The sequence below is a fragment of the Pontibacter korlensis genome, assembly GCF_000973725.1.
Taxonomy (GTDB): Bacteria; Bacteroidota; Bacteroidia; order Cytophagales; family Hymenobacteraceae; genus Pontibacter; species Pontibacter korlensis.
The window spans coordinates 2,570,001-2,583,792 of the sequence record NZ_CP009621.1 but is presented as its reverse complement, the minus strand read 5'-3'; the positions used below and the strand labels follow the sequence as shown (position 1 = coordinate 2,583,792).

Sequence of the window (13,792 nt, the reverse complement as noted above, 5' to 3'; positions counted from 1 at the left end):
TTGCTTAAGAAGCATCATTTATTCCCAATAGTCAGGTTTAACATTTGTACCTCTGGTTCTGCAGTCAACACAGTTTCTGGAAGCGTAGGTATATCCAATGGCAACAGGTGCCCCATTAGGAGGATGAACTTCTTCAACCGGCAGTACATAAGCACTGCTGAAGAAATCTTTCACGCTCCTTTCTCCGAATAGAAGTGTATCAATAGAACAGGTAGGAATAAAGGTGCGCCACTCTCTTGGCAGATCTTTCCGCTCTATAAACACTCTCTTCTCTTGTGTGGTGGATGCCGTCACAAAGCCGATAACAGGCTCCTGCGGATCATCCACGCTTCGTATGTTTCCTGTTAACTGGGAGGGCAATGGATCGAACAGCGTACCTATACTTTCTGTGTTCTTTTTGAGGATCTCCCAATACTCATAGGCCTCACGGGTAAGGGCATATTGCCTTACTAACATGCTATACTTAATACCTAATTTCTCTGTGTTGTAGGGTAGGGCTAAGAGCTTATAGTTACTGATCACATCCTGGCTGAGCCTAACAGAGTTTCCGAGCTCTAGAGTGTTTGAGCTACTTGACCTCCAACAGTTGTAGATAAGCGGATCGTTGTCCGTTCGATCTTCAACCGTGTCATTCTCAAACTTTAGGCTGGTGTAAAAAGCAGACCGAAACTGCCAGGTATCTTCATACTCCCAGCGATAGTAGCGTGTATTATTGGTTGGGTCATGGGTGTTTACGTACAACTGCACCTCGTTGCCTATTACCTCCCAAGTAATTTCATCGACAGCCGGAGTTTGTTTGACCTCTACAAACTCAGAAGTATACTCCCTCCCGTTTTGGGTCCTGATAAACAGCCTATATTTATTTGCTTGATTTAAGTTTAAGTTGCCAGCTGTATAGCTGCCATCTCCTGCTTCATACAGGGTGTAACTCTCACCGGCATCTGACTCCACTCTTACAACTGCCCCTGTTTCTGCAGGTGGTGGTGTTTCTTCATTCAGGTTCTGGGTTCGGAGAAGCTGAATCGTAGTTGGGCCATTGGCATTGATAAACCCGTTCACCACTAAGAAGCTGTTCGGCGCTTCCAGCACTTCAGGCGAGTAAGGCTCAACGCAACTGCTAACCAACAGCATCATAGTAAGCCAACGCATTAACTTGTTCCAGTTTCGGAATCTCATGTGCTTAAAACTTAAAGTTATAGGTTACAGTAGGTATAGGCTGCCCAAAAACCGACATTTTATACCCGTTAATCTGACCGTTCTCAGATTTGAAGTATAAAGAATAAGGATTCTTGCGGCCTGTAAGATTATACACAGCCAGCGTCCAGGAACTATGCGCCAGCTTCCTGACCTTGTGGTTGCCCTCGATATTCATCGCGAAGTCTACACGGTAGTAGTCCGGAATACGGTACTGGTTTCGGTCAGAGTAAAGTATGCGCTGCGTGCTGCCGTCGTGATACTTGGCCAGTGGCAGCGTAATTGGCCGACCGGTACTGTAGGTAAAGTTCAGGGATGTACTGAAGCGTTGGCTAAAACGGTAATTGCTGATCATGGTGAAGTCGTGTGGCTTATCGTAATTGCTCGGGTACCACTCTCCCCTGTTAATGATCTCAGAGGTGGCTGGATCATTGATGCGTACTAACGTGCGGGAGTAAGTATAACTCACCCATCCGTTCAGCTTGCCTGTTGCTTTCTTCAGCATCACTTCCACGCCGTAAGCTTTTCCTTCGGCATTAGCCACATCTGTCTCTATGTGGTGGTTCATGATTATGCTGGCCCCGCTTCTGTAGTCCAGGAAGTCCTGCATCCATTTGTAGTAGGCCTCTACCGAGAATTCTATGGTATTTGCCCTGAAGTTTCTGTAGTATCCCAATGCTACCTGGTCCCCTATCTGTGGTTTTACATTCCTGTCACTCAGCTTCCAGGTATCAGTAGGTGACATGGAGGCTGTATTAGAGAGCATGTGCACGTACTGGCGTAGCCTGTTATAGCTAGCCTTCACAGAAGAGTTATCAGACAATCCATACCTTGCCGAGAACCTATACTCTGGCCCATGGTAGGTGGCAATTGATTCACCTGAACCATAAGAAAGAGTATCTACTATAGAACTTACTGTTTTAGGCACTCCGGGCGCATAGGTGAACGCATCCCTTGGGCCAAGTGCATTAAATACAGAATACCGGAGGCCAAAAGATAGGGACAGCCGCTGGCTTACATCAAAGCGATCTGAGATATAGATTGCGCTCTCCAGAGCTTTCTCCCGCTGTACTTTTTCCTCCATAATCAGCGACTCGCTGCTATTTGGCGTGAGACTGCCTGGTGTTACATGATAATGTATAGAGCTAGCTCCAAAATCAACAGTATGCTTAGAATCCGGGAAGTAGTTGAAGTCGAGCTGCAGGCCAGTCTGGTTTATGCCGAAGGCTAGCTTTGCCGCATTAACTGCATTTTCTTCGTTAGAAATATCGTAGCTGTAATGGCTGTGTGTACCGGTAAGTACAGTGTATAGCTTGTTATGGAAGTTGTGCTTCCATTTTATACTTGCGTTCTGGTTTTTATAGCGATAGAGCGTATCAGCCGCCAGTTTAAACCTGTCTTTGCTGAAATAGCCGGTAAAGTATAAACTGTTCTTGCTAGCGATTTCGTGGCTGATGTGGGCATTCAAATCATAGAATGAGGCTTCGCTGTTCTTGAATGATTTGTCCGGCAGCTGCTTCAGGATCCAGTCAGAGTAAGTGCTGCGGCCTCCCAGTAAAAAAGATGTCTTATCTTTGATAATTGGTCCCTCCAGCGTCAGCCTGCTTGTTAGCAAACCTATACCGCCAGAGCCAGAGAACTCCTTTTTATTCCCCTCGCGGGTTGTTACCTCCAGCACCGACGACAAGCGGCCGCCATACTTGGCTGGTACAGCACTTTTGTATAGCTCCACTGATTTTAGCACATCCGGATTGAAGGCCGAGAAAAAGCCAAATAAGTGGGCAGGGTTATAGATGGTGGCATCGTTCACAAGAATCAGGTTCTGATCTGTGGAGCCACCTCGCACATTCATACCCGTACTTCCCTCTCCCACCGACTTCACACCTGGCAAAGTGAGTACCACGCGTAAAATATCTGTCTCGCCAAAGGCTGTCGGCACCTGTTTTATGGTTCTGATATCAAGGCGTTCCATACCCATCTGCAAGCCCGACACATTGCGGTCTTTTTCCGCTTCCACCAGTACTTCTTTCAGTGTGCGCACCTCCTCTTCCATCTCAATATCAAGCTTCCCATTGCTGTGGAGCATCACCTGGCGGCGAGCGTTTCTCAGCCCCACTCCACGAATCTTTAGCTCATGCCTTCCCACAGGCAGCGTTAAAGAGTAATACCCATATTGGTCCGAAGCTGTGCCTATGGTAGGCGACTCAATATAGACATAGGCTCCTATTATGGCCTCTCCTGTTTTGGCATCGCGTATAGTACCGGCCAGATTCGCCTTGCCCGACTTGTTATTGCTATTGGGTGTACCTATTTCATATAGCTTGATTTCGGAGACTGCCTTTGCCCGTGTTTGCTGCTGTGGTAAGTATAACTCTGCCAGCTGAGGCTGCCCTGCTGCTTCAGTTGCGCCTCCTTTGGTAAAAAAATCTTTCGGTAGTCTGGTAAGTATAGCTCTCTCTGCGGTGATGAATACCTGCCGTTGCTGACTGATGGCAAAGTGAAGGTTTGTTCCCTGCAAGGCCTGCTTTATTACCTGGCTCAGCGGCTGCGCATTCACCTGCATCGTTACCGCCAAACTATCAACCGCCGCAGGATCAAAATAAAAGGTGTAGGATGTTTGCGCTTCCAGGTCTTTAATGAAGTCCTGAAAAGCAGTGCTGGTATACTTGCCTGTAACCAATGGCTCGGTGGCTTGCTGTGCCAAACTAGTTGCTATAGTGCCCGCGGAAAGCAGGATCAGCAGAAAGAGTTTTCGGTAGATATGATGCATATAGTAACCTAGGCGACTGATGAACGAAAAAAGCACATGCTCGGGGGGATATCAGTTCTTAAGCGTGTCGTAGTATTGGGCTACTTTGGTGATAGCTGCCTCTTTCTGCTTTCTGAACTTGAGATTGTTGTCCCGGATAAACCTGTTCAGTTGTTTTTTCTCGTCGCGCAACACATTCAGAACAGAGCGCTTCTTGTTAACCTGATGATAGCTTCCGTCTTTGTAGAGATAGTATTTGTCTGTTACCCTAAACTCCCCCTCAAGGCCATTGGTAGTAGTTCGCTCCTGCACCTCCTTGTCGCGAAAGGCAAGCACTTTCACTTTGCCACTATGGAGAAGGCTGTAGTAACCAGGTTGAATGACAGAGCTATCTGCACCTAAGTATATAAATGTTTCTCCTCCTAGCTCAAAAGACCTTACTTTCTGCTTCACCAGTTTCAGGATGTATCCACTGGTTGGGTGAGTGGTAAGCACTTCATCAACCACTACGTCGTACAGCAAAGGTATACCACGGTACCACACACCATCGTATTGCACAGACCCTGTACTGAAAATCTTTGACTTGAAGAATTGATGACCATCCAGGTAAGAGTCTGGGATGTAGTAGTATTCAGATCCGGTGTACAAGTGGCTCTGTACTCCAGTGCTGTTTTTGTAGGACTGCACTGCATCTGCAACGGCTTGCTCTACAAAGCTGGTATCAGCCAGGTGAGCCTGCGACGAGGCAACAAAAGGCCATGAAAAGAGAGCTAGCGCAATAGCAAGTATAAACAATCCCTTTTGCATAAATAGTTAGAAGCGACGTGGCTATTTTAAAACTAAATGTAGGGATTGTTTAATGTTGCGACAAATATTCAGACTTATAAATTTATAATCCTTTCTGTATTTACTCATAAGCACCTTCAGCTAGACAAGACACTGAGCCACTTATGAACAGGAGCTATTACTTTGGCAGGATGTTATGTTTTCACCTTTTCGGCCAGTTCCCACATGGCTTGTACAAAGCGGCTCCAGCTAAAGCGCTTCTTATACTTTCTGATGTTCTCTGAAAAGGCAGTTCCTGCAGAAGAAGTATAGAATTGTTGAATAGCTGCAGCAATGGCCTCCGGCTGTGGTTCTGCCACATAGCCTACTTCGCCATTCGGAACTAGTTCAGAAAGGCCTCCCACACGTGTTACCACCATTGGCTTATCAAAGTGGTAAGCTACCTGTGTTACTCCACTCTGCGTAGCATGCTTGTAGGGCTGCACCACCAGGTCGGCAGCGCAAAAGTAGTGGCGTACTTCAGCGTTAGGTATGAAGTCAGTACGCATCACAAGCCTGTCCTGCAGCTGCAGCTCTTCAATCAACTGCAGGTACGGAGCGGCATCTTCGTAAAACTCACCAGCAACGATCAACTTGAGATTCTGCAGCTCTTTTACCCATGGGTCAGCCATTGCTTTCAGCAGCAGGTCCAACCCTTTATAGGCGCGTATAAAGCCAAAAAACAAGAGGTAATTATACTTGGCATCAAGTCCTAAGGCAGCACAGGCAGCCTCTTTAGTCTCGGCCGCTCCAAAGTTGTCGTAGAGTGGGTGCGGAAGATATACATTTGGCTTAGCAGGCTCAAATCGCTCCAGATCCTGCTGTACCGAGCGGGAAAGTGCTACGAACCCATGGCAAGAGCTAAGAAAATACTTCGTGAAAGGTACATCGCCTGGGCGTTTCTCATGCGGCACAACGTTATCGGTTATAGCCAGAATGCGACTATACTTGTTGCGCCGGATAAGTCGTGCTATCGTACCCAAAGCAGGCCCCATAAATGGTAGCCAGTACCGAAACACTACCAGGTCTGGCTTCTGCTTGCTGATGTACTGACCAGCACTCCACCAACTCAAAGGGTTGATGGAGTTAACAAGTACTTTGATCCGCAGCCCTGGAGGTGCAGGCTCTTCAGTAAACTGGCTTTTGCCCGGGAATAGAAAGGAAGGATATTGCAGGCTGAAAGTGACGATCTCCACATCGCAGCCAGCTTCCTGAAAAGCATAAGCCAGCCGCTCGTTAAAGGTAGCCATACCACCGCCACGTAAAGGATGCGCCGGACCAACTATGGTTACCCGCTTTGCCATTACTTTTTGATTGCGCCTACTTTGTCGCGGATGAGGTACTCGTTCCGCTTATTCGACGCCATGGAGATCATCTCGGCCAAGAAGCCCGCCAGAAATAGTTGTACACCAAGTATAACGGCCACTAAAGCCAGAAAGAACAAAGGCTGATCTACGATATCGCGCACGCGACCACCTGAGTACAGGCCAAACAACTTCTGTAAAATAAGCCATATGGTAATACCTAAACCCACCACGAACATAAGTGTACCAAAGGAGCCGAAGAAGTGCATCGGTCGCTTCTTAAAGCGGCTCACGAAGGTTATAGAGAGCAGGTCCAGGAAACCATACACAAAGCGCTCCAAGCCAAATTTAGTGGTGCCGTACTTACGCTCCTGGTGCTGTACTACCTTTTCGCCTATTTTGGTAAAGCCGTTCCACTTAGCAATTACAGGTATGTAGCGATGCATTTCACCGTGCACCTCAATGCTTTTCACCAGCAGTTGGCGGTAAGCTTTCAGACCACAGTTAAAGTCGTGCAACTGTATGCCTGACAACTTGCGTGTAGCAGCGTTAAAAAACTTGGTGGGTATAGTCTTGCTGAGTGGATCAAAGCGCTTTTTCTTCCAGCCACTAACCAGATCATACTTCTGGTTCTTGATCATGTCATACAGCGCCGGGATCTCCTCGGGGCTGTCCTGCAGGTCGGCATCCATGGTAATAACCACTTCGCCCTCACAACGGCGGAAGCCTTCGTTAAGAGCAGCGGATTTGCCGTAATTACGGTTAAAGCTGATACCCTTCACGGCTTTATCCTCCTCACCCAAGGTGTTTATCACATCCCAGGAGCGGTCGGTACTGCCATCATCCACCAGTATCACCTCATAAGAAAACTCGTGCGCGTGCATCACTCTCCTGATCCAGCGCACGAGCTCAGGCAGCGACTCCTCCTCGTTGAAAAGCGGAACTACTACCGAAATATCGTAAGCGTATTGCATGTTCTATTCAAACTCCGGTCGCGTGTTCTTCATCACCGCAGAGATGATCAGCGACAGGATAAACCCTAATATTAATGTGACAACGGTAGCACCAAGAATCATCGTAACCGGGCCCTGAAAATTCTCAGCCATTGCCATGCCTGCATCTATCTGCTCATCCGTCAGGCCCTGCTCCAGCATTTGCACACGCTGTTTCTCCATAACGCGCGCCATGTACTCCGGGTCTACAAATTCAATGTACAACCAAGAACCCAGACCAGACAGGAAGCCAAAAATAGCCGATACAATGGAGCCTATACCCAAGCCCTGTCCATAAGACATAAAACCCTGGTTTAACTCCTTATAGTTTTTCATGGCTACCACAATGCCCACGATCAGGATAATGTAAGCCAGGCTTGAGAGCCAGCGGTTCTCAGACAAATCGGCTACCATCAGAATTAACGAAAACACTACGCCAATTAGCGCAAAGATGAAGCCCCACTTTAAGGCTACAGATCCAACAGAGGGTTCTTTCTCAGTCATGGTTATTATGTTATAGGTTAGAAGTTATTACTTCCGGAAGTAAACGGCAGCCACTAACGAAAATACCAACCCTGCAAAAATCCTCCGCACAAAATCATCGGCAGCCAACATACTTGGCGTTATATTATCCAGAGCACTTATGCCCTCATCATATACTTTTTGTCCCAGCAGCTTAACCTGCTCCTCACGAGTTTCCTCCAGCAGTCTCTTCATCTCTACCACATGCTGGTTCATGATCTCAGGCCCTACTAAGTAGATAAAGACAAACACCAGCATAGCCGCGCACAGGGCTATATAGAAAGAGGTTGCCAGGCCTACTCTAAAGCCTTTCCCAAAGTTCAGTTCGCCCTCGTTAAACTTTTTAAAGTAACGTATGGCCAGAAATATGAAAACAGGGATAGGCAAGTATGAGATGCGGCCAATTTCTCCAAAAGGATTATAGCCTATGAGGTACAGCAGGGCCACCAGTGCAAAACTTACAATGCCTCCAAATACGCCATAGCGTATACTTACCCGAACAATTGTTTGATTAAACATAAGCCCTCTACATAAGCCTACCTTCTAGGAGGTTAGCTACACCTAAATATAGGTTTAAATATATTAAAAAGAATCGTTGAGCACTAGTTGCCCCTTATGAATTGTCGCCAGCACTTTGCCCTTTAGCTCTTTGCCAAAGAATGGGCTGTTGTGGGATTTAGATTTGTTCGCCTCCTGCGTTGGCATCCATGATGGGCTAGGATCAAAAACGGTAAGGTTTGCAGCTTCGCCTACCGCTACACGAGCTTCTGACAACCCAAGTATACGACGTGGGTTAGAGCTAAGCTTTTCGACTAGTACCTCAACCGGTAATTCCAATGTAGTATTAGCCACAGCAAAGGCAGTCTGTAAGTTAATGATGCCGAAATCTGCCAGATCAAACTCAAGCTTTTTAGCCTCTACATCCTGCGGCATATGAGCTGAAGCCACCGCATCGATTGTTCCGTCCTTCAGACCTTCTTTGATGGCCTCTGCATCTGTATGACTACGGAAAGGAGGTGTTACTTTATAGTTTGTATCGAATGGCTCAATGGTGTCATCTGTAAAAGCTACCTGGTAGCTGGCTACATCGCAGGTTACCTGCAGGCCAGCCGCTTTTGCCTTGCGGATAGCCTCTACGGCAGCTGATGTAGAGATTAATGAGAAGTGGAGTTTACCACCAGCATAGCTTAGTAGCTGTAAATCGCGGCTTACCATTACTTCTTCAGCCAAAGCAGGTATACCACGCATACCCAAACGTGTGCTGGCTTCGCCTTCGTGCATTTGCCCGCCTTCGGTAAGGCGTGTATGCTCTGGCCTGTTCATCAGCAGTCCATCGAGCGGCTGCAGGTATTGCAGTGCTTTTAAGATTACATCTGCTCCCTGTAGCGGGTGCGTACCATCTGTGAAGGCCATCGCACCAGACTGGTGCAGGTCTATCATTTCTGTTAGGTCTTTGCCTTGTGCATCTACAGTTACTGCAGCAGCTGGCAAGAGCGTTACCGGTAAGGTTTGCGCTTTACTTTTGATGAAGTTAATGGCACTCTTTGTCTGCACCACCGGCTCTGTGTTTGGCAAGAGGAGCACTTCTGTAAAACCGCCCGCAGCTGCAGCTGCAGCTAAGCTTTCCAAATCCTCCTTATACTCCAGGCCCGGTTCTCCGGTATAAGCTTGCATATCTACCCATCCTGCTGATACACTTAAGCCATCGCTGGCAATTGTATGGTCTGCTTCCTTTTCATCTGGACCAATATAGGTAATGGTGCCGTTTTCTATCAGGATGTTCTGCTGCTGCAGGTGATACTCAGACTGTGGGTTGTAAATAGTTGCTGCTCGGAGAAGTACTTTCATGTTAGAGGAATCTAATAAGTGCTATTTCGGCCATCAGGAAAAACAGACACAATATTAGGCAATATTTCCAAAGCTTAACGCCAAAATATCTTTTTTCGAACTCTCCCTTCACAGAAAAAGCATCTCCATAGTCGTACACATGAACATTAGGCCGATCATTTCCTACCAATGCCTTCAGTTCATCGGGGCTATACTGCTCCAGGTAAGACTCTTCTTTGCTATAGTTAAAGGCAAGCGTTGCCACTGCCGAGTCTTGAAACTGTAAAGTATAAAAGCCAGCCTCATCCATATCAGGAGGTACATTAAAGATAAGTTTTCCTCCTCTCACCTGTTGCTCCGGAATGTATGCTAAGGTATCCTTACGGAGCTCATATACTCCTTCTCGTTTATTCCTTTGCCCCAAGGCCGGTACTTGTATGGTTTCGCTACCTAAGGTGTAGGCCAACTGCTGCAACTGTTTATAGCTGCTAATTGCCAGGCGATACATTATAGGCACAAATAACGCATGGTTTGGAAGGCTGCTGTAGTTCTCCTTTAGTGGCGCTGCCATCATAAAAACTGAGCCGCTCCCTCTGTTGAAGCGTGACAGAAAAGGCGCACCTCCTCTGTACTTCAATATGTCATCAGATGCTCTAGACCAAGCTAAGCTTTTAGCTGCCGATGGCATTTGCATGTCAGCATTGAAGTCTGAGAAAATGCTTCGGAAAAAGGGGTTGTTGGGATTCGGCGTAGCTAAGCTGGTTTTAGCTGCATCAGCCGAAGCACCAGTAAACGAAGCGGGTAAATTAAGATTCTGGAAAAGTGTAGTATAAGCGCCTCTGTTCTCACCTGCCGGCGGAATAACAGCCAAATTACCACCTTCTTTCACATAATTAGCCACTGTAGCGGCAAGAGCTGCTGTAAGCGATTCAACACCGTTAAGTATAACAATATCGGCTCCAGCCATACTAGCGTAGTTTATAGCACCACTTCGAAAAGAAGTAAACCTAAAAAAGGGTTCGTTGCTGTATAGCCTTTGCAGGTTTGAGTTAGGTGCATCAGACACTTCTACTACCTGAATAGGTGCAGACTGAGCCAGTACAAAATAATAGGTATTATCAAACTCAACAGGATAGTCCTCCACCTGCACATAAGCTCTGGTAGTTTTGTTTCCAGCAGCTTTGAAGGACAATACTGCCTCTGTAGCTTGTTTAGCTGGCAAATCTATACTTAAGGCTGATGCCTGCTCATCCTGAAGGAAAAGCTTAACAGGCACATCTTCTATTGCTTCGCTCCCTGTATTAGTTAATAGCACGTGTAGCAGGTTTTCAGCCCCAGATCTGATAAACTCGTCCTCCAGATAAACTGAATCGATAGTGACGTTAGTAGTAGTGGCAGCAGCCATAGGGACCAGGTGCACTTGCGTAGCAGAGTCTGCCTCACCTAGTATAGAGGGCGAAAAGGTGTTCTTCTGGAAATCTGAAAGTATAAACAGATGCGAAGGTTGACTCTTTAGGGCTGCGGATGCTGCGAAACTCTTTGCAGAGAAACTCAGCTGGTCTAGTATGGCAGCGGCCTCATTCTTCTGTACAGGAGCTCCATGATTGAGCATGTCTGTAGAAGACAACATGATAGCAGCTGATGCTGGAAAAAGATCAGCAATTACTTTTGCTTGGTCTGTCGCAACATTTAGTAGTGTCAGGTCTTCCTGTTGATGCATATTCTGCATACTAAAGGAATTATCAACTGCTATAGCAACATCTGACTCATCAGTAGCCACCGCAGTATCAGAGGCAGGCAAAAAAGGTTGTGCAAAGGCTAAAACCAGGAAAACAATAAAGAGTATCCGGCAAAGTAGAATAAGTAGCTCCTTAAGATTACGCTGACTTGCAGTCAGGTCTTTGGAGACCTGTATGAAACGCACATTACTAAACAGCACCCGTTTAGCGCGCCTAAGTTGCACCAGGTGAAGTATAACAGGAACAGCCACAGCGGCTAGTGCAAAAAGGAAAGACGGGTACAAGAATGCCATAGCACAAGTTAAAGAGGAGCAGATGAAAAAACAACATGCTTCCAGAGCTATACTTGTATCTTGGCCAGTTTGTTGGGGCTGCTATGCCTCCCTTCCCTGGTGGGTGTATAAAAAGGAAAAGGGGCAGCGGGATTGTCTCCTGCTGCCCCTTTGTTGGGGTTGGCGGCCACCTACTCTCCCGGGTGTGACCCCAGTACCATCGGCGCTCCCGGGCTTAACTGCTCTGTTCGGAATGGGAAGAGGTGTTCACCGGGGCCATAGCCACCATTATCGTTGCACGGTTTCTATGCGTGCCCTATGCTTTATGACATGATAAGTGGGGGAGAGAAAAGCAAGGAAATTTACGAGAGCGGCGGGCCAGTGCACCGCACCGGACGCGCCCGGGCAATTAGTACCGCTCGGCTTTGCCATCTCTGACTTTACACCTGCGGCCTATCAACGTCATCGTCTTTGACGGCCCTTCAAGGGAGATCTCATCTTGGGGCGGGTTTCGCACTTAGATGCTTTCAGCGCTTATCCCGTCCGAGCGTAGCTACCCTGCGCTGCGGCTGGCGCCACAACAGGTCCACCAGAGGCTCGTCCAACCCGGTCCTCTCGTACTAAGGTCAGGACCCCTCAAATCTCCTACGCCCACAACAGATAGGGACCGAACTGTCTCACGACGTTCTGAACCCAGCTCGCGTGCCACTTTAATCGGCGAACAGCCGAACCCTTGGGACCTTCTCCAGCCCCAGGACGTGACGAGCCGACATCGAGGTGCCAAACCTCCCCGTCGATATGAGCTCTTGGGGGAGATCAGCCTGTTATCCCCAGAGTACCTTTTATCCTTTGAGCGATGGCCCTTCCATGCGGAACCACCGGATCACTATATCCGCCTTTCGGCCCTGCTCGGCTTGTAGGCCTCACAGTCAAGCTCCCTTATGCTATTGCGCTCTGCGCACGGTTACCAAGCGTGCTGAGGGAACCTTTGAAAGCCTCCGTTACTGTTTTGGAGGCGACCACCCCAGTCAAACTACCCACCAAGCACTGTTCCCCACTTTATGAGGTTAGGCGCCAAGCAACTCAAGGGTTGTATTTCAAGGACGGCTCCACGATGCCTGGCGACACCGCTTCACAGCCTCCAACCTATCCTACACATGAGTTACCCAGCGTCAATGCTAAGCTATAGTAAAGGTTCATGGGGTCTTTCCGTCCCGTTGCGGGTACTCGGCATCTTCACCGAGACTACAATTTCACCGAGCTCACGGCTGAGACAGCGCCCAGATCGTTACACCATTCGTGCAGGTCGGAACTTACCCGACAAGGAATTTCGCTACCTTAGGACCGTTATAGTTACGGCCGCCGTTTACCGGGGCTTCGATTCAGAGCTTCGCCTTAGAGGCTAACCCCCCCTCTTAACCTTCCGGCACCGGGCAGGTGTCAGGCCTTATACTTCATCTCTCGATTTCGCAAAGCCATGTGTTTTTGTTAAACAGTCGCCTGGGCCTTTTCACTGCGGCTTCTCTGGTTGCCCAGAGGAAGCGCCCCTTCTCCCGAAGTTACAGGGCCATTTTGCCGAGTTCCTTGGCCGTGATTCACTCGAGCACCTTAGGATTCTCTCCTCGACCACCTGTGTCGGTTTGCGGTACGGGCGGCCATGCAGTCAAACACTTAGCGGGTTTTCTCGGGAGCCTGGTTAGGGACACTATCGCCGCCCCCGAAGGGTTGGCGTACTTTCCACTTTCAGCTAGTCCGGCGTACTTTACAACCGGTCCAATACCTACGGTGTTAAACGCACTATTCCGTCAGTGCGCGGTCCTTTCACTTCTCCGTCACCGCATCGCTATGCATGGCCGGTGCTGGAATATTAACCAGCTGTCCATCGACCTGCGCTTTCGCCTCGGCCTTAGGACCCGACTAACCCTGATCCGATTAGCGTTGATCAGGAAACCTTGGTCTTTCGGTGTGCGGGTTTCTCGCCCGCATTATCGTTACTTATGCCTACATTTGCTTTTCCCTGCGCTCCAACGCGCCTTGCCGGCGCGCCTTCATCGCGGCAGGGAATGCTCCCCTACCAGTGTATAAATACAATCCGCAGCTTCGGTATTAGACTTGATGCCCGATTATTATCGATGCCCTCTCGCTCGACCAGTGAGCTGTTACGCACTCTTTAAAGGAATGGCTGCTTCCAAGCCAACCTCCTGGCTGTCTAAGCAAGTGGACCCCCTTTGTTCAACTTAGTCTAAATTTTGGGACCTTAGCTGGCGGTCTGGGTTCTTTCCCTCTCGGCCTGGGACCTTAGCACCCCAAGCCTCACTGCCGCGTATATCAAGTGGCATTCGGAGTTCGTCAGGATTCGGTAGGATGT

Annotated in this window: 9 protein-coding genes and 2 rRNA genes (1 of these 11 running past the window's edge); all 11 read right to left on the bottom strand. The window is 48.3% G+C overall.

What is annotated here, in order from left to right; translation table 11 throughout:
- Positions 1-18: 18 nt before the first annotated feature.
- Positions 19-1,176 carry a DUF4249 domain-containing protein gene (locus PKOR_RS11235; protein ID WP_046310816.1) on the bottom strand — a complete coding sequence of 386 codons (1,158 nt, stop codon included), beginning with the start codon at positions 1,174-1,176 and terminating at the stop codon, positions 19-21.
- Positions 1,177-1,180: 4 nt separating this feature from the next.
- On the bottom strand, positions 1,181-3,964 hold the full coding sequence (locus PKOR_RS11230) for a TonB-dependent receptor (protein ID WP_046310814.1): 2,784 nt from the start codon (positions 3,962-3,964) through the stop codon (positions 1,181-1,183).
- Positions 3,965-4,015: 51 nt separating this feature from the next.
- On the bottom strand, positions 4,016-4,750 hold the full coding sequence (locus PKOR_RS11225) for a hypothetical protein (protein WP_046310812.1): 735 nt from the start codon (positions 4,748-4,750) through the stop codon (positions 4,016-4,018).
- A 173-nt stretch (positions 4,751-4,923) separates the two neighbouring features.
- Positions 4,924-6,072 carry a glycosyltransferase gene (locus PKOR_RS11220; RefSeq protein ID WP_046310810.1) on the bottom strand — a complete coding sequence of 383 codons (1,149 nt, stop codon included), beginning with the start codon at positions 6,070-6,072 and terminating at the stop codon, positions 4,924-4,926.
- Positions 6,072-7,046 carry a glycosyltransferase family 2 protein gene (locus PKOR_RS11215; RefSeq protein WP_046310809.1) on the bottom strand — a complete coding sequence of 325 codons (975 nt, stop codon included), beginning with the start codon at positions 7,044-7,046 and terminating at the stop codon, positions 6,072-6,074. Before PKOR_RS11215 ends, PKOR_RS11220 begins: the two co-directional genes overlap by 1 nt.
- Before the next feature lie 3 nt (positions 7,047-7,049).
- Positions 7,050-7,568 carry a DUF4199 domain-containing protein gene (locus PKOR_RS11210; RefSeq protein ID WP_046310807.1) on the bottom strand — a complete coding sequence of 173 codons (519 nt, stop codon included), beginning with the start codon at positions 7,566-7,568 and terminating at the stop codon, positions 7,050-7,052.
- Between the two features lie 27 nt (positions 7,569-7,595).
- Positions 7,596-8,105: a DUF4199 domain-containing protein gene (locus tag PKOR_RS11205; RefSeq protein WP_046310806.1), complete on the bottom strand. Its 510-nt coding sequence runs from the start codon at positions 8,103-8,105 to the stop codon at positions 7,596-7,598.
- A 63-nt stretch (positions 8,106-8,168) separates the two neighbouring features.
- On the bottom strand, positions 8,169-9,434 hold the full coding sequence (locus PKOR_RS11200) for a dihydroorotase (protein ID WP_046310805.1): 1,266 nt from the start codon (positions 9,432-9,434) through the stop codon (positions 8,169-8,171).
- 1 nt (position 9,435) lies between these two features.
- Positions 9,436-11,445 (bottom strand): BatA domain-containing protein, encoded by a 2,010-nt coding sequence (locus tag PKOR_RS11195; RefSeq protein ID WP_046310804.1) that lies wholly within the window; start codon positions 11,443-11,445, stop codon positions 9,436-9,438.
- Positions 11,446-11,602: 157 nt separating this feature from the next.
- Positions 11,603-11,714: ribosomal RNA gene (gene rrf / locus PKOR_RS11190) — 5S ribosomal RNA — on the bottom strand.
- A 99-nt stretch (positions 11,715-11,813) separates the two neighbouring features.
- Positions 11,814-13,792, bottom strand: a 23S ribosomal RNA gene (locus PKOR_RS11185) (it continues 918 nt past the right edge of the window).